Raw genomic sequence first — 26,232 nt, 5'->3', positions numbered from 1 at the left:
CGGTCAGCACGATTTCAATGGAGTTTCAGTGGCAATGAAGAAAACCCTTCGTTTCGCGGCAGTCGTGTCCAGCCTCGCCGCGTCCGCCGCGCTGCTCGCCGCCGCGCCCGCTGCGGCGCAGGCGCTCGGTTCGCAAGGTGCGCAGCTCGCCGACGAAGTCGTCGCGGTCGTCAACAACGACGTGATCACCGGCCGCGAACTCGACCAGCGCGTCGGCCTGATCGCGCGCCGGCTGCAGCAGCAGAACGCGCCGGTGCCGCCGGCCGACCAGTTGCGCGCGCAGGTGCTGAACCAGATGGTGCTCGAGCGTATCCAGGTGCAAAAGGCCAAGGACGACGGGATCCGCATCGACGACGCGACCGTGCAGGCCACGCTGCAGCGTCTCGCGCAGGCGAACGGGATGACGCTCGACCAGTACCGCGCGCGTCTCGAGGCGCAAGGCGTGCCGTGGAGCATCTTCACGAACGATGCGCGTACCGAGCTGATGCTGTCGAAGCTGCGCGAGCGCGAAGTCGACGGCAAGATCACGGTATCGGACGCCGAGGTCGCGAACTACATCGCGAGCCAGCGCGGGCCGAACGCGGCGCAGCAGCAGGACCTGCGCTTCCAGCACATCTTCATCAAGGCGCCCACCAACGCGCCGCAGGCCGACATCGAAGCCGCGCAGAAGAAGGCCGAAGCGCTGCTGCAGCAGGCGAAGTCGGGCGCCGATTTCGAGCGCCTCGCGAAGAACAACTCCGAAGCGAACGACGCGAAGAAGGGCGGCGATCTCGGCTTCAAGGCGCCGAGCGCGCTGCCGGCCGACGTCGTCGACGCCGCGTCGAAGCTGCGCCCGGGCCAGGTCAACCCGACGCTGATCCGCGTGCCGGACGGCTTCGAGATCGTGCGTCTCGTCGACCGCCGCCAGAGCCAGGGCGCGAGCGCCGCGGCGCCGAAGATCGTGCAGACGCACGTGCGCCACATCCTGCTGCGCGTCGGCGAAGGCAAGTCGGAAGGCCAGGCGCGCCAGCAATTGAGCGACATCCGCAACCAGGTCGAGGCCGGCGGCGATTTCGCGAAGTTCGCGCGCACCTACTCGCAGGACGGCTCGGCGTCGCAGGGCGGCGATCTGGGCTGGATCAGCCCGGGCGAGACCGTGCCGGAATTCGAGCGCGCGATGAACAGCCTGCAGGACGGCCAGATCAGCCAGCCGATTCGCACCGAGTACGGCTACCACCTGATCCAGGTGCTGAGCCGCCGTGAAGCGGAAGGGTCGGTGCAGCAGCAGATGGACATCGCCCGTCAGGCGATCGGCCAGCGCAAGGCCGAACAGGCCTATGCCGACTGGCTGCGCGAGCTGCGCGATTCGTCGTACGTGCAGTACAAGATCGGCGGCGTCGGCCCGGCGAACTGAGCGAGCATCGGATGACCATGCCCGCGCTGCAGATCGCGATCACGACCGGCGAACCCGCGGGGGTCGGCCCGGAGCTGACCGTGCAGGCGCTGCGTGACGCCGCGCAGCGCTGGCCCGACGCGCATTTCACCGTGCTCGGCGATGCGGCGCTGCTCGATGCGCGGGCGGCGGCGGTCGGGGCCGACCCGGCCACGCTGGCCGGCGGCACGCAGGTGTCGGTCGCGCATCACGCGCTGGCCGCGCCCGCGCAGGCGGGCAAGCTGGACGCGGCGAACGGCCGGTACGTGCTCGGGTTGCTTGACGCGGCGACCGACGGCGCGCTGGCGGGCCGGTACGACGCGATCGTCACCGCGCCGCTGCAGAAAAGCACGATCAACGACGCGGGCGTGCCGTTCACCGGCCATACCGAATACCTGGCCGAACGCACGCATACGCCGCGCGTCGTGATGATGCTGGCCGGCACCGGCCACCGGCCGCTGCGCGTCGCGCTCGCGACCACGCACCTGCCGCTGAAGGACGTATCGGCCGCGCTGACGATCGATGGGCTCGTCGAGACGCTCGCGATCATCGATCGCGACCTGCGGCGCGATTTCGGTCTCGCCGCGCCACGCATCCTCGTGACGGGCCTGAACCCGCACGCGGGCGAGAACGGTTATCTCGGCCGCGAGGAGATCGACGTGATCGAACCGGCGCTGGCCCGCGCGAACGCGCAACGCATCGACGCGCGCGGCCCGTATCCGGCCGACACGCTGTTCCAGCCGCGCCATCTGGCCGATGCCGATTGCGTGCTCGCGATGTTCCATGACCAGGGCCTGCCCGTGCTGAAGTACGCGACGTTCGGCGAGGGCATCAACGTGACGCTCGGGCTGCCGATCATCCGCACGTCGGTCGATCACGGCACCGCGCTCGATCTGGCCGGCACGGGCCGCGCGGATCCGGGCAGCATGATCGCCGCGCTCGATACGGCCGTCACGATGGCGCGCCATCGCCGCGCAGCCTGACGCCGCCGGCTTACTCCTTTCGTCGTATTTTTCGTTTTACTGAGTCGATGTCGAACAGCAGACAGCACCAAGGCCATTTCGCGCGCAAGCGCTTCGGGCAGAACTTTCTCGTCGATCACGGCGTGATCGACTCGATCGTCGCGACGATCGGCCCTGCCCGCGGCCAGCGGATGGTCGAGATCGGCCCCGGGCTCGGCGCGCTGACCGAGCCGCTGATCGAGCGCCTCGCGACGCCCGAGTCGCCGCTGCACGCGGTCGAGCTCGACCGCGATCTGATCGGGCGCCTGCAGCAACGCTTCGGCGCGCTGCTGGAACTGCACGCGGGCGACGCGCTCGCGTTCGACTTCCGCTCACTCGCGGCGCCCGGCGACAAGCCGTCGCTGCGGATCGTCGGCAACCTGCCGTACAACATTTCCAGCCCGCTGCTGTTCCACCTGATGACGTTCGCCGATGCGGTCATCGACCAGCATTTCATGCTGCAGAACGAAGTCGTCGAGCGGATGGTCGCGGAGCCGGGCACGAAGGCGTTTTCCCGGCTGTCGGTGATGCTGCAGTACCGTTACGTGATGGAGAAGATGCTCGACGTGCCGCCGGAATCGTTCCAGCCGCCGCCGAAGGTCGATTCGGCGATCGTCCGGATGATTCCGTACGAGCCGCACGAACTGCCGGACGTCGATCCCGGGCTGCTCGGCGAAATCGTCACCGCCGCGTTCTCGCAGCGCCGCAAGATGCTGCGCAATACGCTCGGCGACTACCGCGAGACGATCGATTTCGATGCGCTCGGCTTCGATCTCGCGCGCCGCGCGGAGGACGTGAGCGTGGCCGAATACGTTGGCGTCGCGCAGGCGCTGGCGGCGGCGCGCAAGGCCGGATGATGCGTGGCGCGAGCCGCTCATCGGCTGTATCGACGAGGCTGCCCGACGGGCAGCTTTTTTATTGCCCGCGCGTCTTCTTGCGCCGGTCCGGTCGTCACGCCCGCCAGCGCGGCGGCGCGTTGACGAGCGCGATGCCGGTCAGCACGAGCGCGGCTGCGGACATGAAGCGCCAGCCGACGGATTCACCGAGCAGCAGCACGCCGAACGCGACGCCGAACAGCGGCGACAGGAACGTGAAGACGGACAGCCGGGACGCGCTGTAGCGCGTCAGCAGCCAGAACCACGACAGATAGCTGACGAACGCGACGATCACCGACTGGTAGGCGAGGCTCGCCACCGCAATCGGCGTCACGTGCGCGAACGACATCTGGCCGAACAGCGCGGCGAGCGCGACCAGCACGACCGCCGATACCGCGAGCTGATAGAACAGCGTCTTGCTCGCGCTGGCCCGCGCGAGCGCCGTCGAGCGTACGACGACCGTCGTCGCGGCCCACATCGCGCCGCCGAGGATCCCGAGCGCGTCGCCGGCGAGCCCGGCCAGCACGGACGCGCCGGGCGCGCGCGGCTTCAGGAAGCCGTCCGCGAACGCGAGCGCGATGCCGGCGAATGCGATGCCCACGCCGGCCCATTGCGTGCGCTGCAGCCGCTCGCCCGGTGCGAACAGGTGCAGGCCGAGCGCGGTGAAGCACGGCGCCGTGTACAGGAAGATCGCCATGTGTGACGCGCTCGTCAGCGTCAGCCCGAAGAACACGCAGACGAATTCGCCGGCGAACAGCGCACCGGCCGCGAGGCCCGCGCCGAACGTGCCGTCCGCCTGGAACAGCGGCGTGCCGCGCGTGCGGGCCCAGCCCCACAGCAGCAGCGTGGCGATCGCCGAGCGCAGCCCGGCCTGGAACATCGGCGCGATCGCGGCGTTCGTGCTCTTGATCGCGACCTGCTGGAAGCCCCATATCGCGCACAGCAGCAGCATCAGGCCGACGGCGTGCGTATCGAGTGCGCGGCGCACGGGGGCGGCGGCAAGCGGGCTCATCGACGTGCCTCGCGGGTCCGGTGCGGTGGCGGCGAGGTGAGGCGGGCGGCGCGTCCGGTGCGCTCGGATGGGCGGTTTCGCACGGCAGGGTGGCGGTACGGAAGAGTGGGTGGTCGCGGTCGGGCGGTGGCATGCGTGCCCGATTTTGGTGCGAAGTGGAAGGATGTTACCCGATCGACGCGGTGGCCGGGTGAGTCGGATCGTGCTGTTTCCCGCCGCGGCGCTCGCTCGTGCTCGTGCGGCTCAGCCGCTGCACCGCCCGGGCGCGCGCCGGCCAGCCGTCCCCGGCGCGATTCACCCGACTCCGGTAGAATTTCCGGTTCTGGAAAGTCCCCACAGGAGTACAACACATGCGTTTGCTGCATACGATGCTGCGAGTCGGCGATCTCGACCGCTCGATCAAGTTCTACACCGAATTGCTCGGCATGAAGCTGCTGCGTCGCGAGGACTATCCGGAAGGCAAGTTCACGCTCGCGTTCGTCGGCTACGAAGACGAGCGCACGGGCACCGTGATCGAGCTGACCCACAACTGGGACACGCCGTCCTACGATCTCGGCAATGGCTTCGGCCATCTGGCGGTGGCGGTCGACGATGCGTACGCGGCCTGCGAGAAGATCAAGGCGCAAGGCGGCAAGGTCACGCGCGAGGCGGGCCCGATGAAGCACGGCACGACCGTGATCGCGTTCGTCGAGGATCCGGACGGCTACAAGATCGAGTTCATCCAGAAGAAGTAAGCGCGGGATGAACCGGGCCGCGGGCGTGCGATGTGCGCCGCGCCAACGAAAAAGGGCGATGCGGGGTAATCCGCATCGCCCTTTTTCGTTGGCGGCGAAGCCGTGCGCGTCAGAGCGACGGCAGCAGCTCGGGCGGGTGATGCTTGAGCGTGTGCCGCGCTTCGCGGAACTCGGGGAAGATCGATTCGACGGTCTGCCAGAAGGCCGGGCTGTGGTTCATCTCGCGCAGGTGCGACAGCTCGTGCGCGACGACGTAGTCGATGATCGACATCGGGAAATGAATCAGCCGCCAGTTCAGGCGGATCTTGCCGTCGCTCGAGCAACTGCCCCAACGCGTCGCGGCCGACGACAGCGCATACATCGAATACGTGACGCCGAGCTTTTCCGCATAGACCGCGAGGCGTTCGCCGAAGATGCGTTTCGCTTCGCCCTGCAGCCAGCCCTGCACGCGATCCTTGATCTGCTGCATGTCGGCCTGCACGGGCAGCGGCAGCGACAGCCGCTGCGCATCGGCATCGAACGCGACGGCGCCCGCGCCGAGCGCGATCGTCACCGTCTTGCCCAGATACGGCAGTTGCGCGCCGTCACGCCAGTCGATCTGCGGCAGCGCGCGCTGCTCGGTGCGCGTCTTCCATTCCGCGAGCTTCGCGAAGATCCAGCGCTGCTTCTCGGCGATCGCCGCCTCGATGTCGGCGAGCGTGACCCAGCGCGGCGCGGTGATCGACAGCCCGCTGCCGTCGATCGTGAAGCCGATCGTGCGGCGCGCCGAGCGCTTGAGCCGGTATTCGAGCACGCGGCTGTCGAGCGCGAACGTGCGCACGCGCGAGCGATCGGGCGCCGGACCGGGATCGAGCGGCGCGGCAGGGGCGGAGATGTCGGGCGGCGCCGGCGGGGCGGCGGGCGCCGACGGCGGCGCGGCCGGCCCGTCGAAGAGCGGCAGGTCCATCTGGCGATGATCGAGGGCCACGACGGCAGGCCGTGGCCGCGGACGCTGTTTCATCAGTTCGCTTCTTTTTGTCGTACGCAACGGCTGCAATCCGGGGCGTCAGGCGCGCGCGGCATCGCGTGTGCCGGCGTTGCCCGCCTGACGATACGCATCGGGATCGATGCGGCGCATTTCCGCTTCGATCCAGGCTTCGACCTGCGAGTTCAATACGTCGGGCGTCTTGCCTTCGACCGGAATCGGCTTGCCGATCGACACGGTGACGACGCCCGGGAATTTCGTGAACGAGTTGCGCGGCCACACACGACCTGCATTGTGCGCGATCGGCACGACCGGCGTGCCGGTTTCGATCGCGAAGCGCGCGCCGCCCGTCTTGTACTTGCCCTGCTTGCCGACCGGCGTGCGCGTGCCTTCGGGGAACATGATCATCCATGCGCCTTCCGACAGGCGCTTCTTGCCCTGGCGGATCACCGAATTGAACGCGTTCTTGCCTTCCTTGCGGTTGATGTTGACCATGTGCAGCAGCCCGAGCGCCCAGCCGAAGAACGGCACGTACAGCAGCTCGCGCTTGAACACGTAGCAGAGCGGCTTGGGCATCAGCGCCGGAAACGCGAGCGTCTCCCACGCGGATTGGTGCTTCGACAGCAGCACGGCCGGGCCGTCGGGCAGGTTCTCCATCCCTTCGATCCGGTAGCGGATGCCGTTCAGCCAGCGCACGACCCACAGCGTCGACTTGCACCAGCCGGCCGCCATCCAGTAGCGTGCGTCGGGGCGCATGAACGGGAACGCGATGAAGCACGCGGTGGCGTACGGCACCGTGTACAGGATGAAGTAGATCAGCAGCAGCAGGGAGCGAACGAAGCGCATCGGCGTGAGTCTGGCGTTGGGGAGGATGCGCGCGGCAGCCGCATCACTCGTGTTCGTGTGAAAGAAAATCGAGCGCGAACGCGCGCAGGTCGTCGTGGACCTTCGTGCCGGGCGGCAGGTTGCCCGCGGCGAGCGTCTTCTTGCCCTTGCCGGTCAGCACGAGGTGCGGCTGGAAGCCGACCGCGACGCCGGCGAGCAGGTCGCGCAGCGAATCGCCGACGACCGGCGTGTGATCGGGATCGATCTCGAAGCGCTCGGCGATCATCTGCATCATGCCGGGCTTCGGCTTGCGGCAGTCGCAGTGATCCTCGGCCGTGTGCGGGCAGAAGAACACCGCGTCGATGCGTGCGCCGACGGCAGCCGCCGCGCGATGCATCTTCAGATGCATCTCGTTGAGCGCGGCCATGTCGAACAGCCCACGACCGATGCCGGACTGGTTGGTCGCGACGACCACGCGGTAGCCCGCGTGGTTGAGCCGGGCGATCGCCTCGAAGCTGCCGGGCAGCGCAATCCATTCGTCGGGCGTCTTGATGAACGCATCCGAATCGACATTGATCACGCCGTCCCGGTCGAGGACGACGAGCTTTCGGTTGGGGCTGATCGGCATCGTGCGGCCCTTATGCGGCGAGCTTCGAGATGTCGGCGACGCAGTTCATCTGCTGGTGCAGCGCGGACAGCAGCGCGAGACGGTTCGCGCGCAGCGCCGGATCGTCCGCGTTGACCATCACGTCGTTGAAGAACGTGTCGACCGGCGCGCGCAGCGCGGCGAGCGCCGACAGCGCGCCCGTGTACGCGCGCGCCTCGAGCTGCGACTGCACGTGCGGCGTGACGGCCGCGAGCTGTTCGTGCAGCGCCTTTTCCGCGGCCTCGACGAGCAGCGTCGGCTGCACCGCGCCGTTCGCGCCGCCTTCCGATTTCTTCAGGATGTTCGAGATCCGCTTGTTCGCGGCCGCGAGCGCTTCGGCTTCCGCGAGGCGCGTGAATTCGCGCACCGCGTCGAGGCGCGCGACGAGATCGTCGATGCGCGTCGGGTTCAGGCTCAGCACCGCGTCGATTTCGCCGGCCGAATAGCCGCGCTCGCGCAGCAGGCCGCGCAGGCGATCCATGAAGAACGCGAAGATCGCGTCCGTCGATTCGGCGACGCCCGGCACGCCGTCGAAGCGTGCATGGGCCGTGCGCAGCAGCGACACGAGATCGAGCGGCAACTGCTTCTCGAGCAGCAGGCGCAGCACGCCGAGCGCGTGGCGGCGCAGCGCGAACGGATCCTTCTCGCCGGTCGGCGCGAGGCCGATGCCCCAGATGCCGACGATCGTTTCGAGCTTGTCGGCGAGCGCGACGGCGGTCGATACCGGCGTGGTCGGCAGCGCGTCGCCGGAAAAGCGCGGCTGGTAGTGCTCGGCGCACGCGAGCGCGACGTCGTCGGCCTCGCCGTCGTGGCGCGCGTAGTACGTGCCCATCGTGCCCTGCAGTTCCGGGAACTCGCCGACCATGTCGGTCAGCAGGTCGGCCTTCGCGAGGCGCGCGGCGCGCTTCGCGTGCGCGGGATCGGCGCCGATCGCCGGGGCGATCTCGCCCGCCAGCGCCTCGAGGCGCTCGACGCGTGCGAGCGCCGAACCGAGCTTGTTGTGATAGACGACGTTCGCGAGCTGCGGCACGCGATCGGCGAGCGGCTTCTTCTTGTCCTGCTCGAAGAAGAACTTCGCGTCGGCCAGGCGCGGGCGCACGACGCGCTCGTTGCCTTCGACGATCTCGCCCGGCGTCTTCGTCTCGATGTTCGACACGATCAGGAAGCGCGAGCGCAGCTTGCCGGCGACGTCGGTCAGCGCGAAATACTTCTGGTTCGTCTGCATCGTGAGGATCAGGCATTCCTGCGGCACCTGCAGGAATTCGTCCTCGAAGCGGCACGGGTAGACGACCGGCCACTCGACCAGCGACGTCACTTCGTCGAGCAGCGATTCGGGCATCACGACCGTGTCGCCGTTCGCATGTTCGTTCAGTTGCGTGCGGATCGTTTCGCGACGATCGGCGAAGTGCGCGATCACGCGGCCCTTGTCGCGCAGCGTGTCGGCGTACGCGCGCGCATGCTGGATCGCGACGAGGCCGTCGGACAGGAAGCGGTGGCCGAGCGTGGTGTCGCCGGCATCGACGCCGAACGCGGTGACGGGCACCACGCGGTCGTCGTGCAGCACCGTCAGGCGATGCACCGGGCGCACGAACTTCACGTCCGTGCCGTCCGGGCGCTGGTACGTCATGAATTTCGGGATCGGCAGCTTCGCGAGCGCTTCGTCGAGCGCGGCCTGCAGGCCGTCGGCGAGCGTGGCGCCGGCCGCCGAGTAGTTGATGAAGAACGCTTCGGCCTTGCCGTCCTGCGCGCGCTCGAGATCGGCGATCGACAGATTCGGGTGGCCGAGCGCCGCGAGCTTCTTCGCGAGCGGAGCCGTCGGCTTGCCTTGCGCGTCGAGCGCGACCGACACGGGCAGGACCTTTTCGCGGACCTGTCTGTCGGGCGCGACGGCGCGTACGTTCTGCACGACGACGGCGAGCCGGCGCGGCGTCGCGTAGCGTTCGAACACGAGTTCGCCTTCGACGAGGTCGCGCGCGGCGAGGCGTTGTGCAATACCTTCGGCGAATGCGTCGCCGAGGCGCGCGAGGGCCTTCGGCGGCAGCTCTTCGGTCAGCAGTTCGACGAGCAGGGGGGCGGGATGATTGTGCGTCATGTCTGGAATAAATCTCGTCTCGTCAGTCCTGATCGATCTTGCGTTCGACCTTGAGCGGCGGCGCCCATGCCGGCTGCGCGGCATCCTGGGCGTCGGTGGTGAGGCCCGGCACGCCCGGCGGGTTGCCGAGCATCGGGAAGCCGAGCTTCTCGCGCGAGTCGTAGTAAGCCTGCGCGACGAGACGCGACAGCGCGCGGATGCGGCCGATGTACGCTGCCCGCTCGGTGACCGAGATCGCGCCGCGCGCGTCGAGCAGGTTGAACGTGTGGCCGGCTTTCAGCACGAGCTCGTACGCGGGCAACGCGAGCTGCGCGTCGATCATCTTCTTCGCTTCCGCTTCGTAGCTGTTGAAGAACGTGAACAGCAGGTCGACGTTCGCATGCTCGAAGTTGTAGGTCGACTGCTCGACCTCGTTCTGGTGGTACACGTCGCCATACGACAGGCGGCGCAGCTCGGGGCCGTTCGGGCCTTGCTCTTCCCACTCGGTCCACACGAGGTCGTACACGTTCTCGACCTTCTGCAGGTACATCGCCAGGCGCTCGAGGCCGTACGTGATCTCGCCGAGCACCGGCTTGCATTCGAGGCCGCCGACTTCCTGGAAATACGTGAACTGCGTGACTTCCATCCCGTTCAGCCACACTTCCCAGCCGAGGCCCCACGCGCCGAGCGTCGGGTTTTCCCAGTCGTCCTCGACGAAGCGCACGTCGTTCTGCTTCAGGTCGAAGCCGAGCGCTTCCAGCGAGCCGAGGTACAGGTCGAGGATGTTTTCCGGCGCTGGCTTGAGCACGACCTGGTACTGGTAGTAGTGCTGCAGGCGGTTCGGGTTTTCGCCGTAGCGGCCGTCCTTCGGGCGGCGCGACGGCTGCACGTACGCGGCGCGCCACGGCTCGGGGCCGACCGCGCGCAGGAACGTGTGGACGTGCGACGTACCCGCGCCGACTTCCATGTCGATGGGCTGGAGCAGGGCGCAACCCTGCTTGTCCCAGTAGGACTGCAGCGTCAGGATGATTTGCTGAAACGTAAGCATGAAGAGCCTTCGTGGCGCTGGCGCTCCGTTGCGGACGGCGCTCCGGGCGGGCCCGGAGGGTCGGCTCGCGCGGCGGCGCGGCTTGTTAGTGTGCAGAAACGCGTAATTTTACCGGATCGGCGAGCGGATGCGGCCGGAAGCCGGATGCGGGCATCGCCGCACCGTTCCGGCGGCCCGCGCACCGGTGCGCACGCGCGCGGGCCGCGGCGCCTCGCGCGAGCGTTAAGATGCGCGTATTGCGGCGCGTGCGATGCGCGCCGCGTCACCCGCTCGCCGATGCCGATTGCATGAACGAACCGACCGACATTCTGATTCCGCTGCTTCCGCCGTTCCTCGCGCTGCTCGGGCAGGCCGCCGACGCGCAGGCGCGCGGCGAGCGCCCCGCGCACGATCTTTGGCTGGCCGCCGCCGCCCATCTGCATGCGGTCGATGCCGACTCGCTGGTGCGGCTCACGACCGCGCTCGTTGCCCGGCAGCGCCCGGCCGACGCGCTCGCGCTCGCCGAATGCGCGGCGCGCGTGCAGCCGGGCGCGGCCACGCACTTCAACCACGGCTACGTGCTGCAGATGGCCGGCCATCACGCGCAGGCGGTCGCGCCGTACCGCGCGGCGCTCGCCATCGACGCCGGCTGGCCGTCGCTGCGCAACAACCTCGCGATCGCGCTGCGGCTGTCGGGCGGCGACCGCGCGGAAGAGATCGCGCTGCTCGACGCGGCCGTGAAGCACGATCCGCACGACGTGCAGGCATGGATCAACCTCGTCGTCGCGCGGATCGCGATGCACGACCTGGATGGTGCGCTCGCGAGCGCCGCGCGGCTCGCCGATCTCGCACCCGACAACGCGCTCGCGATGAACAACGTCGCGATGGCGATGAAGGAGGCGCAGCGCTGGGACGACGCCGAGCGCTACGCGGCGCGCGCGTGCGAGCTCGCGCCCGACGACGCGTCGTTCCGCTTCAATCTCGCGATCATCCAGCTCGTGCGCGGCAACTACGCGGCCGGCTGGCGCGGCCACGAGGCGCGCTGGGACGGCGCGGGCGAGCTGCGCGGCCGCCGGCCGGCGCTGCCGGGCCCGCGCTGGCAGGGCGAGCCGCTTGCCGGCAAGACGCTGCTGGTGTGGGGCGAGCAGGGGCTCGGCGACGTGCTGCAGTTCTGCCGCTTCGTCGTGCCGCTCGCCGAACGCGTGCATCGCGAGGGCGGCCGGCTCGCGTGGAATACGTTTCCGGCGCTCGGCGCGCTGATGCAGCGCAGCCTCGGCGCGCATGCGGACGTGTTCGGCGCGGGCGGCGGCGTCGACGCGCTGCCGGCGTTCGATTACGAAGTGCCGCTGATCGGCGTGCCGCTGATGCTCGGCATGGAGGCGTCGACGCTTGCGGCGTCGGTGCCGTACCTGCGGGCCGAGCCGGGCGCCCGCGACGCATGGCGCGCGCGGCTCGCGGGCGACGGCCGGCTCAAGGTCGGGCTCGTGTGGACGGGCAGCGCGGGCCACCAGCGCAATCCGTTCCGGCGCGTCGGGCTCGAACGCTACGCCGACGCGTTTCGCGGCATCGACGGCGTCACGTTTTATTCGCTACAGCCGGGGGCGGACGCGGACGTCGCCGCCGCGCGCGCGGCCGGTTTCGCGATCGAAGACTACACCGACGAATTGAAGAGCTTCGACGATACGGCCGCATTCATCGGCGCGCTGGATCTCGTGATCACTGTGTGCACGTCGGTCGCGCACCTGGCCGGCGCGCTCGGCGCGCGCACCTGGGTGCTGCTCGACGTGAATCCGCACTGGCCGTGGCTGCTCGATCGCCGGGACAGCCCGTGGTATCCGACCGCGACGTTGTACCGGCAGCCGACGTTCGGCGCGTGGGCGCCGGTGATGGAGGACGTGAGTCGCGACCTGCGGGGCCTCGCCGCGCAGCCGGCGCAATCGGATCGATCGTCCCGGCAGGCCTGAACGGCCGGCCGGTTCGCGGTCACGGGCCGCCGCCGTGCACGGCAGCGGCCCGTTGCATCATGCCGCTCCGTCGCCGCCGTGCTGCTGCCGGCCGTTGCGGCGGCGCAGCCCGGGCCCGAACGTGAAGCCGAACGCGAGCAGCACGAACGACACCGCGAGCACGATGTTGTTGCCGCTCGTCACGTACGGCGTGAAGCCGCTCGTGCCTTCGATCCGCACGTCGAGCGAGCCGATCGTGAACGGCTTCAACTGACCGAGCACGCGGCCGTGCGCGTCGATCGCGGCCGTCATCCCGGTGTTGGTCGAGCGCAGCATCGGCCGGCCCGTTTCGAGCGAACGCATCCGCGCGATCTGCAGATGCTGGTCGAGCGCGATCGTGTCGCCGAACCACGCGAGGTTCGTCACGTTGACGAGCACGCCGGGCGGCTGCGGATTGTCGCGGATCGTCGCGGCGATTTCCTCGCCGAACAAGTCCTCGTAGCAGATGTCGGCCATCACCGGCTGGTTGTGCACGAGGAACGGCTTCTGCACCGGCGCGCCGCGCGCGAAGTCGCCGAGCGGCATCTTCATCAGGTTGACGAACCACCGGAAGCCCCACGGAATGAACTCGCCGAAGGGCACGAGGTGATGCTTGTCGTAGTGATAGATGTCGCGCGAATTCGGCGTCACGCCGTACAGGCTGTTCGTGTAGTCGACGTAGTGGCCATCCTCGGTCACCGACGCGCCGACCGCGCCGAACAGCACGGCCGAACCGGTCGTGTCGCTGAACTTGCGGATCGCGGCGGCGAACGGCTCGGGCAGTTCCTGGATCATCACCGCGATCGCGGTCTCGGGCGTGACGATCAGGTCGGCCGGCTTCTCGACGATCATCTGCTGGTACATCTTGATCGCCGCGTCGATGCCTTCCTGCTCGAACTTGATGTCCTGCTTCACGTTGCCCTGCAGCAGCCGCACGGTGAGCGGCGCGTTCGCGGGCACGGTCCACGTGACCTGCGACAGCCCGAGCCCGGCCGCGACGAGCGCGAGCGCGATGCCGGCCGGCGCCGCGATGCGCACGCGGGCGTTGCCGCCCGATGCGCCGGCTGCGCCGTCACGCACCGGCGACGGGCGCGCGGCGGCGAGCGCCTGCACGACCAGCGCGGCGAACAGCGCGAGCACCCACGCGATCCCGTACACGCCGACCACCGGCGCGAAGCCCGCGAACGGGCCGTCGACCTGCGGATAGCCGCTGCCGAGCCACGGAAAGCCGGTGAACACGGTGCCGCGCAGCCATTCGCCGAGCGCCCACGCGCTGGCGAACGCAAACGCGCCGTGCCAGGTCGGCGAGAATGGTCGCGGGTCGGGCTCCCGGCGGTGCCACGCATGGCCCGCACAGAACGACCACAGCCCGGCCGAGAACGCCGGATACAGCGCCAGGTACAGCGAGAACAGCACGAGCGCGCCGCCGGCGAGCGGCGCGGCCATCTCGCCGTACACGTGCATGCTGATGTAGAGCCACCAGACGCCGGTGATGAAGTTGCCGAAGCCGAACGCGCCGCCGGTGAGCGCGGCGCCGCGCCAGCTCGACGTGCGGGTCAGTTGCGCGAAAAACCAGACGAATACGACGAGCTGCAGCCAGCCGCCATGCGGCGTGGGCGCGAAGCTGAGCGTATTGGCCGCGCCGGCGAGCAGCGCGGCCGGATAGTGCCAGCGCGGCAGCGCGCGGCCGGGGGCCGGCGCGAGAAGGCCGCCAGCCGGGCGGGACGGGATCGGATCGTCCATGTGAAGCGGAAGTGGGCGAGCGGTTGAAGGAAGCGCGGCTGGCGCGGAGCGGTCAGTCTTCGTGCGAGGTTTCGGCGCGACGGCTGGCGAGCGGGTTGCGGCGCACCAGCAGCACATGAACCTGGCGCGCATCGCCGCGCTGGATTTCGAACACGAGGTTGCCGAGCTGCAGCTTCTCGCCGCGGTGCGGCACGCGGCCGAAATGATGGGTGATCAGCCCGCCGATCGTGTCGACCTCGTCGTCGGGAAAATCGGTGCCGAACGTCTCGTTGAACTGTTCGATCTCGGTGAGCGCGCGCACGCGGTAGCGGCCGTCCGGCCCCGCGATGATGTTGCCGGCTTCCTCGTCGAAGTCGTATTCGTCCTCGATGTCGCCGACGATCTGTTCGAGCACGTCCTCGATCGTGATCAGGCCCGCGACGCCGCCGTATTCGTCGACGACGATCGCCAGGTGGTTGCGGTTCACGCGGAAGTCGTGCAGCAGCACGTTCAGGCGCTTCGATTCCGGAATGAACACGGCCGGGCGCAGCATCCCGCGCACGTCGAACTCCTCCTCGGCGTAGAAGCGCAGCAGATCCTTCGCGAGCAGCACGCCGATCACGTTGTCGCGGTTCTCCTCGTACACCGGGTAGCGCGAGTGCGCCTTTTCCAGGACGAACGGGATGAAATCCTCGGGCTTGTCGGCGATGTTGATCGCGTCCATCTGCGCGCGCGGCACCATGATGTCGCGCGCGCACAGATCGGACACCTGGAACACGCCTTCGATCATCGACAGCGAATCGGCGTCGATCAGGTTGCGTTCGTGGGCGTCCTGGAGGATTTCCAGCAGCTCGCCGCGGGATTCGGGCTCGGGCGAGATGAAGTCGGTCAGGCGCTCGAGCAGCGAGCGCTTTTCTTGCGGTTTGTCGGTTGGCTTACGACTGGGATACGAATCGTTCATGGTGGTGCGCCCGGGTCATGCCGGGGCGCGCGGTCACGGAGTAGGCAAGGATACACCAAGGGCACGACGCGACCGTGTCACCCCGGCCGCACGGCCAGGGCGGGCGGCTCGCCCGGGCCCCGCTCGCGGACGGCCGCGCCGGGCGCGACGTCGTCGTCGGGTCCATCCTATCGCAGAAAGGAGCGGCGGGGCGCGGCGGCCAAAAATCGGTGGCGGGACGGGCGGCGCGGCCGGACGGCGGCATTCTGCCGCAGGCGGGCGCCGCCGGCGCGCCGCTCAGAACCGCATGCCGGCCGAGCAGCCGCCGGCGGCCGCGCCGTTGGTCGCGGCGCCGCCGCAGCCGAGTATCCCGCAGCCGGACAGCGCGACGCTCGCGGCGACGAGCAGCACGGCGATCCTGCAACGCGACCAGTGTGACGGTTTCATTGGCGGTGTCCTCGTGCGGGTGCGCGGGCGGCGCGGTGTCGGATCACCGGCATCGCGCCAGCAACCCTTCCAGCGCGCGGTCGGGGATGCCGCTCGCGCGCAGCGCATCGACCGTGCGGCTCACGTAGTCGAGCGTCGTGCCGTAGCGGCCGGCCGCGCAGCCGAACACTTCCTTCACGACGGCGTCGGTCAGCTTGCCCGTATAGGTCGGTGCGTCGCGGCGCATCACGAACGCGAGCGCGTTCACGCGTTCGCCGGTCTCGAGCGAGCACGGCAGCCACGCGGGCCGGTACGAGCCCATCGGCATCTCGCGTTTCCACAATGTCTCGAGGTGCGGCTGCGCGGTCGGGCCGGAAAGCCGGAACGCGATGCCCGAGCACGAGCCGCCGCGATCGAGCGCAAGCACGAGGCCCGGCCGTTCGGGCGTGCCGCGGTTCACGCGCGACCACAGGTAGAGCCCGCGATGGTAGCCGTGCACCTTGCCGCGCACGGCGGCGACGGTCGGCAGCCCGGGGTTCCAGATCAGCGAGCCATAGCCGAACAGCCAGAGATCCTGCCGGCCGTCCCAGTCGCGCATCGTGTGTGCGAGCGATGCCGCGAGCTCGTCTTCGGTCAGCAGACGGCCTTCGCCGATCGACGGCGGGTAGGCGGGCGGCAGCATCGCGGCGTGACGCATCGTGCGGACGGCTTACCGGTACGGGTTCGGGAAACCCAGTTTCGCGAGGATGTCGACTTCGAGCGCTTCCATTTCGGCTGCGTCCTCGTCGCTCGTCTCGTGGTCGTAGCCCTGCGCATGCAGCGCGCCGTGCACCAGCAGGTGCGCGTAATGGGCCATGAGCGGCTTGCCTTGCTCGTGCGCTTCCTTCTCGACGACCGGGCAGCACAGCACGAGGTCGCCGATCACGGTGCCGTCGGGCGCCGGGTCGTACGCGAAGGTCAGCACGTTGGTCGGATAGTCCTTGTGGCGGTAGCCGGCGTTCAGCGTACGGCCTTCGTTTTCGCCGACGAAGCGCACGGTGAGCTGCGCGCTCGCGAACAGCGCCGGCTCGAGCCATTCGGCGATCAGCTTGCGCTTGGGCAGCGCCTTGCGCACGTCGCTCGTGATCTCGTCGCCGTACTGGACGGACAAGTCGAGTTCCAGCGCGCGCGGCTCGTCTTCGGGGTCGTCCTCGCGCGGCGCGAATTCGGCGCCGACGTGCAGCGTCACGCTGTCGTAGTGCTCGGGCTGCAGCGCGAGCTTCGCGCGCATCGCCGGGTCGTTGTGCTGCGCGACGATCGCGACAGCCGCGTCGCCCGAGCTGCCCGACAGGTCGAACATCAGGCTGCGGCCGTCCGGGAAGTCGATCCGCAGCCCTTGCGCGTTGACGGTCCGGGCCTTGCCCTTCGCGTCGAACAGCGAAAGGCGGGGGGATTCGGACGCGACGGACTGGGCGCGGCCGGACTTGCGGGAACGGGAGGATTTCATGACGCGTGAGGCGATTGGGACGCGTCGAGGATACACCAAATGGGCGATCGCGCCCGAATTCGGCCGGGCCGCGCACGGGCAAAAAAAGCCCGGCGCGCCGTCGGGCGGGCCGGGCCGGGAGGCCGGGGGGGCGGCACGCGGCCGCCGCCGCTCAGCCGTCCTGATGCTGCGCGTGGAATTCGTCGTACGCCTCGACGATGCGCGCGACGAGCGGGTGGCGCACCACGTCGGCGCTCGTGAAGCGCGTGAGCGCGATGCCGCGCACGCCGCCGAGCACCTGCTGCGCCTCGACGAGGCCGCTCTTGTGGCCGCGCGGCAGGTCGACCTGGCTCGTGTCGCCGGTCACGACCGCCTTGGAGCCGAAGCCGATCCGCGTGAGGAACATCTTCATCTGCTCGGGCGTCGTGTTCTGCGCCTCGTCGAGGATGATGAACGCGTGGTTCAGCGTGCGGCCGCGCATGTACGCGAGCGGCGCGATCTCGATCATCTGGCGCTCGAACATCTTGGCCGTCTTGTCGAAGCCGAGCAGGTCGTACAGCGCGTCGTACAGCGGCCGCAGGTACGGGTCGACCTTCTGCGCGAGATCGCCGGGCAGGAAGCCGAGCCGCTCGCCGGCCTCGACGGCCGGGCGCGTCAGCACGATCCGCTTGACCTGGTCGCGCTCGAGCGCGTCGACCGCGCATGCGACCGCGAGGTAGGTCTTGCCGGTGCCGGCCGGCCCGATGCCGAACGTCACGTCGTGCTGCAGGATCTGCTTCAGGTATTCGCGCTGGGCCGGCGTGCGGCCGCGCAGGTCGGCGCGCCGCGTGTAGAGCTTCGGCCCCGGCTCTTCGTCCGGCTCGCTGGCGTCGAGCTGCACGACCGGTTCGTCGAACGGATGGTCGGGATCGCCGCGAAAGCGCACGTCGAGCGTGTCCTGCCGGCCGTTGCCGGCCGTGTGCCGCACTTCGACCAGCGCGAGCTGGATGTCGTCGACCGACAGCGGATCGCGCGCGCGGTTGTAGAAGTTTTCGAGCGCGGCGAGCGCGAGCTTGGCGCCGCGCCCGCGAATCGTGATCCGGTGGCCGCGCCGCGCGAGCGTCACGTCGAGCGCCTGTTCGATCTGCCGCAGGTTTTCGTCGAGCGGGCCGCAGAGGTTGGCGAGGCGCGCGTTGTCGTCGCGCGGGGCGGTGAATTCCAGTGCTTGGACGGTCTTCAAAGTAGCGTCGGGCTCCTGTCGGGCGTCGGTCGGTCAGTGGGTGGCCGTGCTCGCGTCGTCGCTGACGAGCACGAGCTCGCCGCGCAGCGAGTGCGGGTACGCATGGTTGATCTTCACGTCGATCATCTGGCCGATCAGGCGCGGGTGCGACGCGAGCGGCGCCGGGAAATTCACGACCCGGTTGTTCTCGGTGCGGCCCGCGAGCTCGTTCGGGTCCTTGCGCGACGGGCCCTCGACGAGGATCCGCTCGACCTTCCCGACCATCGACTGGCTGATGCGCGCGACGTTTTCCTCGATCGTCGCCTGCAGATGTTGCAGGCGTTTGAGCTTGACCTCGCGCGGCGTGTCGTCGGCGAGGTTCGCGGCCGGCGTGCCGGGGCGCGGGCTGTAGATGAACGAGAAGCTCGTGTCGTAGCGCATGTCGTGCACGAGCGCCATCATCTTGTCGAAATCCTCCTCGGTCTCGCCGGGGAAGCCGACGATCATGTCGGTCGACAGCGACAGGTCGGGGCGGATCGCGCGCAGCTTGCGGATCACCGACTTGTATTCGAGCACCGTGTAGCCGCGCTTCATCGCCATCAGGATGCGGTCGGAACCGTGCTGGACCGGCAGGTGCAGGTGGCTCACGAGCTTCGGCACCTTCGCGTACGTGTCGATCAGGCGCTGCGTGAATTCCTTCGGATGCGACGTCGTGTAGCGGATCCGCTCGATGCCGGGGATGTCGGCGACGTATTCGATCAGCGTCGCGAAATCGGCGATTTCCGACGAACCGGCCGTCAGTGCGCCGCGGTAGGCGTTCACGTTCTGGCCGAGCAGCGTGACTTCGCGCACGCCCTGGTCGGCGAGGCCGGCCACTTCGGTCAGCACGTCGTCGAGCGGGCGCGACACTTCATCGCCGCGCGTGTACGGCACCACGCAGTAGCTGCAGTACTTCGAGCAGCCTTCCATGATCGACACGAACGCGCTCGGCCCCTCGACGCGCGCGGGCGGCAGGTGGTCGAACTTCTCGATTTCGGGGAACGTGATGTCGACCTGCGCGCGGCCGCTCTCGCGGCGCGCGTCGATCATCTGCGGCAGGCGGTGCAGGGTTTGCGGGCCGAAGACGAGGTCGACGTACGGCGCGCGCGACACGATCGACGCGCCTTCCTGGCTCGCGACGCAGCCGCCGACGCCGATCAGCAGGCCCGGCTTCGCTTCCTTCAGCTCGCGCACGCGGCCGAGATCGGAGAACACTTTTTCCTGCGCCTTCTCGCGCACCGAGCACGTGTTGAACAGGATGATGTCCGCGTCTTCCGGCGTGTCGGTCTTTTCGAGGCCTTCGGCCGCGTTGAGCACGTCCACCATCTTGTCCGAGTCGTACTCGTTCATCTGGCAGCCGAAGGTCTTTACGTAAACTTTCTTGGTCATGGGGATTCGCCGTTCGCAGTGGTTGACCTGGGGGCGTCGTCAAGGGTGAATCGGGACGGCGGTGCGCGGCGCGCGAATCGCGCGTAGCCGGGAGGAAAGGCCGTCGGGAAAGCCTTCCATTATAGCTTTTCACGCCGCGGCGGACGGCGGCCGGTTGCGGGCACGCGACGCCGGCTTCCGGGTTCCGACCCCTCGATAGCGGCGACGACGGCGGGCCGGCCGTCAACGGCACGCGTTCAGCAGGTCGTCGAGCGCGGCTTCCTCGCGCGCGAAGCGTTCGGCGAGAAAGTCGAGCAGCACGCGCACGCGCGGCGCCATGTAGCGCTTGCTGTGGTAGATCGCGTGCAGCGGCGCGTCCTGGTGCCGCCAGTCGGGCAGCAGCACGCGCAGCCGGCCCGCGCGGACGTCGTCGGCGATGTCCCACAGCGATTTCAGCGCGATGCCGTGGCCGCGCAGCGTCCATTCGCGCGTGAGCCCGCCGTCGTTGGTCTCGAACGCGGTCGACACGGGCACCGTGTGAACCTGCACTTCGTCGCCGCGCGTGAAGTGCCAGGTGTTCATCGGGCCGGACGCGATCGTGATCACGTTGCACGGAAAGCGGGCCAGATCGTGCGGATCGGCCGGGACGCCGTGGCGTTCGATGAACGACGGCGCCGCGCACAGCACCCGCCGGTTGGTCGCGAGCCGGCGGGCGATCAGCGCGCCGTCGGGCGGCGCGGCGAAGCGGATCGCGAGATCGATCTCGTCCTGCCACAGGTTCGACGACGAATCGGACGCCGTCAGCGAGAACGTGACGTCGGGATGTTGCGTCGTGAATTCGTCGAGCCAGTCGAGCAACTGATTGCGGCCGAAATCGGACGTCGACGACAGCCGCACCTTGCCGCTCACGACGTTGCGGCCTTCCTGCAGCATCGCGTCCGCGTCGTCGAGCGCCTGCAGCGCCTGACGGCAGCAGTTCAGGTACAGCTTGCCTTCGTCGGTGAGCCGCAATTGCCGCGTCGAGCGTTCGAACAGCCGCGTCGCGATCTTCGCCTCGAGCTTCGCGAGGCGCGCGCTCGCGGCGGCCGGCGTGAGGTTCAGCTTGCGCCCGGCGGCGGACAGGCTGCCCAGCTCCGCCGCCTCGACGAACAGCCGGATGTCGCCCAGTCGGTCCATGCGATTTTCCAGAAATATTTGAAAATGGTTCAAATGCCACGCCAATTATCAAATATAGGCGTCTTCGGGACAATGCGCGCACATCCCGCTTTCTTGTGCGGTGCGGCACCGAACCGGCGCCGCGGCCGCCGCCTTCCGGAGAACGTCATGCCCATTCCGCTCCTGGCGCTCGCGATCAGCGCCTTCGCCATCGGCACCACCGAATTCATCATCATGGGCCTGCTGCCCGAAGTCGCGCACGACCTCGCCGTGTCGCTGCCGTCGGCCGGCCTGCTCGTCACCGGCTACGCGCTCGGCGTCGCGGTCGGCGCGCCGCTGCTCGCGGTGCTGACGAGCCGCATGCCGCGCAAGGCCGCGCTGCAACTGCTGATGGCGATCTTCATCGTCGGCAACGTGCTGTGCGCGACGGCGTCCGGCTACGCGATGCTGATGGTCGCGCGCGTCGTCACGTCGTTCGCGCACGGGTCGTTCTTCGGCATCGGCGCGGTGGTCGCCGCGTCGCTCGTGCCGGCCGACAAGCGCGCGAGCGCGATCGCGCTGATGTTCACGGGGCTCACGCTGTCGAACGTGCTCGGCGTGCCGTTCGGCACGTTCGTCGGCCAGGTGCTCGGCTGGCGCGCGTCGTTCTGGATCGTCGCCGCGCTCGGCGTGCTCGCGCTCGGCGGCGTGGCCGCGCTGGTGCCGAACCGTCACGACAGCGGGCCGGTCGGCCTCGGCCATGAAGTGCGCGTGCTGAAGGAGCCGCAGGTGTGGCTCGCGCTGCTGATGACCGTGCTCGGCTTCGGCGGCGTGTTCGTCGTGTTCACGTACATCGCGCCGATCCTCGAGGCCGTGTCGGGCTACTCGCCGCGCGCGGTCGCGCTGATCCTCGTGCTGTTCGGCGCGGGGCTGACGATCGGCAACACGATCGGCGGCAAGCTCGCCGACCGCGCGCTGATGCCGTCGCTGATCGCGATCCTCGTCGCGCTGATGGCCGTGATGGCCGTGTTCGCGAAGACGAGCCACCTGCCGGTCGCGGCCGCCGTCACCGTGTTCGTCTGGGGGATCGCCGCGTTCGCGACGGTGCCGCCGCTGCAGGCGCGCGTGGTCGAAAAGGCCGCGAGCGCGCCGCATCTCGCGTCGACGCTGAACATCGGCGCGTTCAACGTCGGCAATGCGGGCGGCGCGTGGCTCGGCGGCCTCGCGCTGGAGCACGGCTTCGCGCTCGATGCGCTGCCGTGGGTCGCGGTCGCGGTGACGTTCGCGGCGCTGGTCGTCACGTGGCTCGCGATGCGGCTCGACGCGCGCGGCCCGGCGCGCGGCGCGGCGCCGGCGGCGCAGTGAACGCCGCCACGGCGCGCCGAGCGCGACGCCATAGCGGCAGGAAAAGGTTCGCGAGAAACGCATTCCTCCGCGATGCTGATAACGGTGTGAAGATAACTTCGTTTGCCCGTGCAAGGCCGGGTGATAGCGTTTCGATACGCGCCACGACCGGCGCAACCCGATTCCGATTCCGGCTTACCCCCTACGCAGGGCCGCGCGGCGGCCCGGAGGCAATGCTATGTCTTCATCCCTGGCGCTCGTGCGCGACGTGTCTTCCTTCGAGTCCGGCAATGGCGCCGACCTGCGCGCGTCCGCATCGCTCGACGCGCTCGAGCAGGTCGTCGGCGTGAACCTCGCGCGCTTGCGCGCCGAGCGGCAACTGTCGCTCGATGCGCTCGCGCGGCTGTCCGGCGTGTCGCGGGCGATGCTCGCGCAGATCGAATCGGCGCGCAGCGTGCCGTCGATCAAGGTGCTCTGCAAGATCGCCGCGGCGCTGAAGGTGTCGGTCGCCGCGTTCCTGCGGCGCCATGCGGTGAACGGGTTCGAGCACCTGGCGGCCGAGCGCGCGTCGCGCGTCGTCAGCTCGAACGGCCGCTTCTCGGCGCGTGCGCTGTATCCGGAAGGCGAGCCGGCCGCGGCCGAATTCCACGAGCTGCGGATCGCGCCGCTGCATACGGAACCCGGCGCGCGCCGCGCACCGGGCACGACGGTCAATCTCGTCGTCAGCGAAGGCACGCTCGAAGTCAGCGTGCATGATCGCCGCCAGTTGCTGGCGACCGGCGACGCGATCGTGTTCGACGCCGATCAGCCGTACAGCCTGCGCAACCCGGGCGACAGCGAAGCGCGTGCGTTCCGCGTGACGGTGAGCCCGGAGGTGCCGCCGCGCTGGCTCGTGCCCGACGCGGCGCACGCGGCCGCCAACTGATCGCGCGGGTCGCGCGGCGCGAGCGTTGCGGTTCCCGGCTTTCTCGGGAGGCGCCGCGTGCGCGCGTCGGCCGTTCGGACGATGCCGTTAGACGGGGTCGTCAGTAAGGTTTTACCGGTCATTCGCTGCGCGTCGTGTGCGGCTGTTGTATGCTTGGCCCGCCGGTCACGGGGCGTTCCCGTCCGGCAATCAGTGCGTCTTCAGGGCGGGGCGAAATTCCCCACCGGCGGTAGGCTGGCGTAAGCCGGCGAGCCCGCGAGCGCCCGCGCATTTCGCGCGGGGTCAGCAGATCTGGTCGAATGCCAGAGCCGACGGTCACAGTCCGGATGAGAGAAGATGTGCAGATAGTCATGTCCGTCAGGGCCGCTTCGCCGCGCGCGAAGCGGGTTGTCGTTCTGTCTGTTTGCAATGCCCTGAAACGTTTTTCGCCCAAATCGTCTTTGCGAGGAGCGTTTCACATGTCCTTGATGTCCGTTTCGTCGGCGCCTGCCGACGCCTTTGCCGATCTCCCGGTGCTGGATTCCGAACCGGTGCCGCCGCGCATCGCCGCCGCGCTCGACGCGATGCGCGCGGGCCGCGCTGTCGTGCTGCAGGACGACCACGACCGCGAGAACGAGGCCGACCTGATCGTCGCCGCCGAGCGCATCACGCCCGAGACGATGGCGCTGCTGATTCGCGAGTGCAGCGGCATCGTGTGCCTGTGCCTGACCGACGACACGGTGCGTGCGCTGGAGCTGCCGCCGATGGTGCAGACCAACGAAAGCCGCAACGGCACAGCGTTCACCGTGTCGATCGAGGCGCGCGAAGGCGTGCACACCGGCGTGTCGGCGGCCGACCGCGTGACGACGATCCGCGCGGCGATCGCCGACGGCGCGAAGCCGCACGACATCGTGCGCCCCGGTCACGTGTTTCCGTTGCGTGCGCAACCGGGCGGCGTGCTCGCGCGCCGCGGTCACACCGAAGGCACGGTCGACCTGTCGATCCTCGCGGGCCTGAAGCCGGCCGGCGTGCTGTGCGAGCTGATGAATCCGGACGGCACGATGACGCGCGGCGACGATGTCGAGCGCTTCGCGCAACGGCACGGGCTGCCGATGCTGACGATCGCGGAACTCGTCGCGTTCCGCGAAGCATTGGCCGCCGCGCGTGAACGCTGCTGCGAGCCGGCCTGAGCGGAAGGAAACGCGGGCGCGTTCGCGCGCCCGTGGCGCGGCCGGATCGACGCGAGCCGGCGCGAATGACGATCAGGACTGCACGTCGCCGAATTCACCGCGCATGCCGGCTTCGACGAGCGCCGGCAGTTCGTCCATCCTGCGCATGATTCGCGTGATGCCCATCGCGCGCAGCGCGTCCGCGTAATTGTCGGGGATGTGGCTCGCGCCGACGAATGCGATCGTCCTCATCCCGGCCGCCCGCGCGGCATTCAGCCCCGAGATGCTGTCCTCGACGACGACGCAGCGCGCCGGCGCGACGCCGAGCGTGTGCGCTGCGTGCAGGTACACGTCGGGGTAGGGCTTCGGCCGCGCGACCTGTTCGGCGCTGAACACGCGTTCGCCGAAGATCTCGGTGAGCGCGGCGCGCTTCAGCGAGCTGCGCACGCGCACGAGCCGGCTGTTCGACACGACGGCGGCCGGCAGCGTGATCTTCAGCAGCGCGTCGCGCACGCCGCTGATCGGCGCGAGCGATTGCGCGAGCGCGACTTCGATGTTGTGCTCGACGGTCTCGATGAAGTTGGCGGGCATCTCGACCCCGAAGCGGGCTTCGATGCCGGTGAGGAAGCGGGACGTCTGCTGGCCGAATGCCGACTTCGCGGCGGCTTCGAAATCGAGGTTCGGGAACGTGGCGGACAGCGTGTCGAGCAGCACGCGGTCGGCGATGACTTCGCTGTCGACGAGCACGCCGTCGCAGTCGCAGATGAGGTGATCGAGCATGGTGATGAAAACGCGGGAAATCGGCGACGCCGATCGATTCGCCATCATACGTGCTTTCCCGTGCATGCCGAGCGACGTGGCGGTAAATGTGCCCGATCCGGCCGGGCCGCTACGGCAGGTCGTGGCGGGGCGCCGCCCGTCGCACGGCAGCGGCGGCCCGCTTGCCCGGATCGCTGCCGCCGTTTGCGGCGTCACAGCTCGATCACCCGCCCCGTTTTCCACGACGTCATCGCGGCTTCGGCCAGCTCGAGCGCGGCGAGTCCGTCGTCGATCGTCGTCCTGACCGGCGTGCCGTCGCGCAACGCGTCGACGAAGTGCGCGATCTCGGCCGCGTACGCATGCCGGTAGCGTTCCAGGAAGAACGGCTCAGGCACGTCCGTCGCGATGCCGCCGGCAAGCCACGCGCTCACCTCGGTCGGCCGCACGTTGCCGGCCTGCAGCATCCCGCGGCTGCCGAGCAGTTCGAAGCGCTGGTCGTAGCCGTACGCTGCGCGGCGCGACGTGTTGATCTGGCACAGCAATCCGCGCCGCGTGCGGATCGTCACGGCGGTCGAATCGATGTCGCCGGCGTCGTGCACGGCCGGATCGGTCAGGCAACTGCCCGTCGCATGCAGCGTGTGCGCTTCGTCGCCGAGGATCCAGCGGAACACGTCGAAGTCGTGGATCAGCATGTCCTTGAAAATGCCGCCCGAGCTGCGGAGGTAGTCGGCCCGCGGCGCGCCCGGGTCGCGGCTCGTGACGACCAGCATTTCAGGCGCGCCGATCTCGCCGCGCTCGACGCGCGCCTTCAGCGCCGCGAAGGTCGGGTCGAAGCGGCGCTGGAAGCCGATCATGCAGGTCACGCCGGTGCGCCGCACGACGTCCGCGCATGCACGCGAGCGTTCGACGGCGAGGTCGACCGGCTTTTCGCAAAACACGGCCTTGCCCGCGTTCGCGGCCGCGACGATCAGGTCCGCGTGCGTATCGGTGCTCGATGCGATCACGACGGCCCGCACCGACGCGTCGCCCAGCGCGCGTTCGACGTCGGTTGCCTGCGCGCCGTGCGCGCGGGCGAGTGCGTCCGCCGACGGTGCGTGCCGGTCGATCACGTACTTCAGTGTCGCGCCCGGATGGCGCGCGAGATTCGCCGCGTGGATCTTGCCGATCCTGCCCGCGCCGAACAAAGCGAATTCGATCATTTCGTTCTCCCGTGGAT

General features: G+C 69.1%; 24 protein-coding genes and 1 riboswitch. Of the genes, 8 read left to right on the top strand and 16 right to left on the bottom strand.

Annotated features, from left to right (window positions below; all coding sequences use genetic code 11):
* The first annotated feature begins 34 nt into the window (after positions 1 to 34).
* From CFB52_RS14165 to rsmA, 3 genes are read left to right on the top strand one after another with little or no spacing between them, the layout of a single operon-like run.
* Positions 35 to 1,393 (top strand): peptidylprolyl isomerase, encoded by a 1,359-nt coding sequence (locus tag CFB52_RS14165; RefSeq protein ID WP_059578719.1) that lies wholly within the window; start codon positions 35 to 37, stop codon positions 1,391 to 1,393.
* A gap of 11 nt (positions 1,394 to 1,404) precedes the next feature.
* The gene (gene pdxA, locus CFB52_RS14160; protein WP_059578717.1) at positions 1,405 to 2,394 is read left to right on the top strand and encodes a 4-hydroxythreonine-4-phosphate dehydrogenase PdxA; all 990 of its coding nucleotides are present in this window, start codon (positions 1,405 to 1,407) and stop codon (positions 2,392 to 2,394) included.
* A 47-nt stretch (positions 2,395 to 2,441) separates the two neighbouring features.
* Positions 2,442 to 3,269: a 16S rRNA (adenine(1518)-N(6)/adenine(1519)-N(6))-dimethyltransferase RsmA gene (rsmA, locus tag CFB52_RS14155; RefSeq protein ID WP_089465124.1), complete on the top strand. Its 828-nt coding sequence runs from the start codon at positions 2,442 to 2,444 to the stop codon at positions 3,267 to 3,269.
* 94 nt (positions 3,270 to 3,363) lie between these two features.
* On the opposite strand, the gene CFB52_RS14150 is transcribed toward rsmA, so the two are convergent.
* The gene (locus CFB52_RS14150) at positions 3,364 to 4,299 is read right to left on the bottom strand and encodes a DMT family transporter (protein WP_099316800.1); all 936 of its coding nucleotides are present in this window, start codon (positions 4,297 to 4,299) and stop codon (positions 3,364 to 3,366) included.
* 350 nt (positions 4,300 to 4,649) lie between these two features.
* Between CFB52_RS14150 and gloA the strand changes: the two genes are divergently transcribed.
* Complete coding sequence (gene gloA, locus CFB52_RS14145) at positions 4,650 to 5,033, top strand: lactoylglutathione lyase (protein WP_059578709.1); 384 nt, start codon at positions 4,650 to 4,652, stop codon at positions 5,031 to 5,033.
* Positions 5,034 to 5,142: 109 nt separating this feature from the next.
* Here the strand turns inward: gloA and CFB52_RS14140 are convergent, their stop codons facing one another.
* Genes CFB52_RS14140 through glyQ form a run of 5 tightly spaced genes read right to left on the bottom strand, consistent with a single transcriptional unit; the run spans position 5,143 to position 10,587 of the window.
* Positions 5,143 to 6,033, bottom strand: coding sequence for a M48 family metallopeptidase (locus CFB52_RS14140; RefSeq protein ID WP_099316799.1), 891 nt, complete (start codon positions 6,031 to 6,033; stop codon positions 5,143 to 5,145).
* Between the two features lie 45 nt (positions 6,034 to 6,078).
* Positions 6,079 to 6,843, bottom strand: coding sequence for a 1-acyl-sn-glycerol-3-phosphate acyltransferase (locus tag CFB52_RS14135; protein WP_059578704.1), 765 nt, complete (start codon positions 6,841 to 6,843; stop codon positions 6,079 to 6,081).
* Between the two features lie 43 nt (positions 6,844 to 6,886).
* Complete coding sequence (gene gmhB, locus CFB52_RS14130; RefSeq protein ID WP_060314991.1) at positions 6,887 to 7,450, bottom strand: D-glycero-beta-D-manno-heptose 1,7-bisphosphate 7-phosphatase; 564 nt, start codon at positions 7,448 to 7,450, stop codon at positions 6,887 to 6,889.
* A 10-nt stretch (positions 7,451 to 7,460) separates the two neighbouring features.
* Complete coding sequence (gene glyS / locus CFB52_RS14125) at positions 7,461 to 9,560, bottom strand: glycine--tRNA ligase subunit beta (RefSeq protein WP_059642974.1); 2,100 nt, start codon at positions 9,558 to 9,560, stop codon at positions 7,461 to 7,463.
* A gap of 22 nt (positions 9,561 to 9,582) precedes the next feature.
* The gene (gene glyQ / locus CFB52_RS14120) at positions 9,583 to 10,587 is read right to left on the bottom strand and encodes a glycine--tRNA ligase subunit alpha (RefSeq protein ID WP_006477868.1); all 1,005 of its coding nucleotides are present in this window, start codon (positions 10,585 to 10,587) and stop codon (positions 9,583 to 9,585) included.
* A gap of 287 nt (positions 10,588 to 10,874) precedes the next feature.
* On the opposite strand from glyQ, the gene CFB52_RS14115 reads away from it, so the two are divergent.
* Positions 10,875 to 12,530, top strand: a complete 1,656-nt coding sequence (locus CFB52_RS14115) for a hypothetical protein (RefSeq protein WP_099316967.1) — start codon at positions 10,875 to 10,877, stop codon at positions 12,528 to 12,530.
* A 57-nt stretch (positions 12,531 to 12,587) separates the two neighbouring features.
* Here the strand turns inward: CFB52_RS14115 and lnt are convergent, their stop codons facing one another.
* The 8 genes from lnt to CFB52_RS14080 all read right to left on the bottom strand — a co-directional run bounded on the left by lnt (position 12,588) and on the right by CFB52_RS14080 (position 20,882).
* Positions 12,588 to 14,291, bottom strand: coding sequence for an apolipoprotein N-acyltransferase (gene lnt / locus CFB52_RS14110; RefSeq protein ID WP_089465122.1), 1,704 nt, complete (start codon positions 14,289 to 14,291; stop codon positions 12,588 to 12,590).
* Positions 14,292 to 14,343: 52 nt separating this feature from the next.
* Positions 14,344 to 15,231 carry an HlyC/CorC family transporter gene (locus CFB52_RS14105; RefSeq protein WP_059578694.1) on the bottom strand — a complete coding sequence of 296 codons (888 nt, stop codon included), beginning with the start codon at positions 15,229 to 15,231 and terminating at the stop codon, positions 14,344 to 14,346.
* A 276-nt stretch (positions 15,232 to 15,507) separates the two neighbouring features.
* Positions 15,508 to 15,657 (bottom strand): hypothetical protein, encoded by a 150-nt coding sequence (locus CFB52_RS34620; RefSeq protein ID WP_167351617.1) that lies wholly within the window; start codon positions 15,655 to 15,657, stop codon positions 15,508 to 15,510.
* Positions 15,658 to 15,700: 43 nt separating this feature from the next.
* Positions 15,701 to 16,333, bottom strand: coding sequence for a gamma-glutamylcyclotransferase (locus CFB52_RS14100; protein WP_059578691.1), 633 nt, complete (start codon positions 16,331 to 16,333; stop codon positions 15,701 to 15,703).
* Between the two features lie 12 nt (positions 16,334 to 16,345).
* The gene (gene ybeY, locus CFB52_RS14095) at positions 16,346 to 17,122 is read right to left on the bottom strand and encodes an rRNA maturation RNase YbeY (RefSeq protein ID WP_099316798.1); all 777 of its coding nucleotides are present in this window, start codon (positions 17,120 to 17,122) and stop codon (positions 16,346 to 16,348) included.
* 151 nt (positions 17,123 to 17,273) lie between these two features.
* Entirely contained in the window at positions 17,274 to 18,320 is a 1,047-nt protein-coding gene (locus tag CFB52_RS14090) for a PhoH family protein (protein ID WP_059578685.1), read from the bottom strand.
* Between the two features lie 33 nt (positions 18,321 to 18,353).
* A complete protein-coding gene (gene miaB / locus CFB52_RS14085) occupies positions 18,354 to 19,727 on the bottom strand; it encodes a tRNA (N6-isopentenyl adenosine(37)-C2)-methylthiotransferase MiaB (protein WP_059578683.1) in 1,374 nt (457 codons plus the stop codon).
* 222 nt (positions 19,728 to 19,949) lie between these two features.
* Positions 19,950 to 20,882 carry a LysR family transcriptional regulator gene (locus CFB52_RS14080; protein WP_059578680.1) on the bottom strand — a complete coding sequence of 311 codons (933 nt, stop codon included), beginning with the start codon at positions 20,880 to 20,882 and terminating at the stop codon, positions 19,950 to 19,952.
* Between the two features lie 147 nt (positions 20,883 to 21,029).
* Here CFB52_RS14080 and CFB52_RS14075 point away from each other — a divergent pair, with 147 nt between their 5' ends.
* The 3 genes from CFB52_RS14075 to ribB all read left to right on the top strand — a co-directional run bounded on the left by CFB52_RS14075 (position 21,030) and on the right by ribB (position 24,278).
* Positions 21,030 to 22,205, top strand: a complete 1,176-nt coding sequence (locus tag CFB52_RS14075) for an MFS transporter (RefSeq protein ID WP_059578810.1) — start codon at positions 21,030 to 21,032, stop codon at positions 22,203 to 22,205.
* Positions 22,206 to 22,422: 217 nt separating this feature from the next.
* Positions 22,423 to 23,109 carry a helix-turn-helix domain-containing protein gene (locus CFB52_RS14070; protein WP_059578678.1) on the top strand — a complete coding sequence of 229 codons (687 nt, stop codon included), beginning with the start codon at positions 22,423 to 22,425 and terminating at the stop codon, positions 23,107 to 23,109.
* A 192-nt stretch (positions 23,110 to 23,301) separates the two neighbouring features.
* Positions 23,302 to 23,451, top strand: a riboswitch (FMN riboswitch).
* 116 nt (positions 23,452 to 23,567) lie between these two features.
* Positions 23,568 to 24,278, top strand: coding sequence for a 3,4-dihydroxy-2-butanone-4-phosphate synthase (gene ribB, locus CFB52_RS14065; RefSeq protein WP_099316797.1), 711 nt, complete (start codon positions 23,568 to 23,570; stop codon positions 24,276 to 24,278).
* 72 nt (positions 24,279 to 24,350) lie between these two features.
* On the opposite strand, the gene CFB52_RS14060 is transcribed toward ribB, so the two are convergent.
* Entirely contained in the window at positions 24,351 to 25,037 is a 687-nt protein-coding gene (locus CFB52_RS14060) for an HAD family hydrolase (RefSeq protein WP_099316966.1), read from the bottom strand.
* 191 nt (positions 25,038 to 25,228) lie between these two features.
* Complete coding sequence (gene iolG, locus CFB52_RS14055; RefSeq protein ID WP_099316796.1) at positions 25,229 to 26,215, bottom strand: inositol 2-dehydrogenase; 987 nt, start codon at positions 26,213 to 26,215, stop codon at positions 25,229 to 25,231.
* Positions 26,216 to 26,232 lie beyond the last annotated feature (17 nt).

The organism is Burkholderia sp. AU18528, from assembly GCF_002223215.2.
Lineage (GTDB): Bacteria > Pseudomonadota > Gammaproteobacteria > Burkholderiales > Burkholderiaceae > Burkholderia > Burkholderia semiarida.
The sequence above is the reverse complement of the archived record's forward strand: the minus strand, read 5'-3'. Positions and strand labels throughout refer to the sequence as shown.

Coding starts and splice junctions, on each gene's coding strand:
- CFB52_RS14165 (WP_059578719.1), top strand. CDS start 35: ATGAAGAAAACCCTTCGTTTCGCGGCAGTCGTGTCCAGCCTCGCCGCG.
- pdxA (WP_059578717.1), top strand. CDS start 1,405: ATGACCATGCCCGCGCTGCAGATCGCGATCACGACCGGCGAACCCGCG.
- rsmA (WP_089465124.1), top strand. CDS start 2,442: ATGTCGAACAGCAGACAGCACCAAGGCCATTTCGCGCGCAAGCGCTTC.
- CFB52_RS14150 (WP_099316800.1), bottom strand. CDS start 4,299: ATGAGCCCGCTTGCCGCCGCCCCCGTGCGCCGCGCACTCGATACGCAC.
- gloA (WP_059578709.1), top strand. CDS start 4,650: ATGCGTTTGCTGCATACGATGCTGCGAGTCGGCGATCTCGACCGCTCG.
- CFB52_RS14140 (WP_099316799.1), bottom strand. CDS start 6,033: ATGAAACAGCGTCCGCGGCCACGGCCTGCCGTCGTGGCCCTCGATCAT.
- CFB52_RS14135 (WP_059578704.1), bottom strand. CDS start 6,843: ATGCGCTTCGTTCGCTCCCTGCTGCTGCTGATCTACTTCATCCTGTAC.
- gmhB (WP_060314991.1), bottom strand. CDS start 7,450: ATGCCGATCAGCCCCAACCGAAAGCTCGTCGTCCTCGACCGGGACGGC.
- glyS (WP_059642974.1), bottom strand. CDS start 9,560: ATGACGCACAATCATCCCGCCCCCCTGCTCGTCGAACTGCTGACCGAA.
- glyQ (WP_006477868.1), bottom strand. CDS start 10,587: ATGCTTACGTTTCAGCAAATCATCCTGACGCTGCAGTCCTACTGGGAC.
- CFB52_RS14115 (WP_099316967.1), top strand. CDS start 10,875: ATGAACGAACCGACCGACATTCTGATTCCGCTGCTTCCGCCGTTCCTC.
- lnt (WP_089465122.1), bottom strand. CDS start 14,291: ATGGACGATCCGATCCCGTCCCGCCCGGCTGGCGGCCTTCTCGCGCCG.
- CFB52_RS14105 (WP_059578694.1), bottom strand. CDS start 15,231: ATGAACGATTCGTATCCCAGTCGTAAGCCAACCGACAAACCGCAAGAA.
- CFB52_RS34620 (WP_167351617.1), bottom strand. CDS start 15,657: ATGAAACCGTCACACTGGTCGCGTTGCAGGATCGCCGTGCTGCTCGTC.
- CFB52_RS14100 (WP_059578691.1), bottom strand. CDS start 16,333: ATGCGTCACGCCGCGATGCTGCCGCCCGCCTACCCGCCGTCGATCGGC.
- ybeY (WP_099316798.1), bottom strand. CDS start 17,122: ATGAAATCCTCCCGTTCCCGCAAGTCCGGCCGCGCCCAGTCCGTCGCG.
- miaB (WP_059578683.1), bottom strand. CDS start 19,727: ATGACCAAGAAAGTTTACGTAAAGACCTTCGGCTGCCAGATGAACGAG.
- CFB52_RS14080 (WP_059578680.1), bottom strand. CDS start 20,882: ATGGACCGACTGGGCGACATCCGGCTGTTCGTCGAGGCGGCGGAGCTG.
- CFB52_RS14075 (WP_059578810.1), top strand. CDS start 21,030: ATGCCCATTCCGCTCCTGGCGCTCGCGATCAGCGCCTTCGCCATCGGC.
- CFB52_RS14070 (WP_059578678.1), top strand. CDS start 22,423: ATGTCTTCATCCCTGGCGCTCGTGCGCGACGTGTCTTCCTTCGAGTCC.
- ribB (WP_099316797.1), top strand. CDS start 23,568: ATGTCCTTGATGTCCGTTTCGTCGGCGCCTGCCGACGCCTTTGCCGAT.
- CFB52_RS14060 (WP_099316966.1), bottom strand. CDS start 25,037: ATGCTCGATCACCTCATCTGCGACTGCGACGGCGTGCTCGTCGACAGC.
- iolG (WP_099316796.1), bottom strand. CDS start 26,215: ATGATCGAATTCGCTTTGTTCGGCGCGGGCAGGATCGGCAAGATCCAC.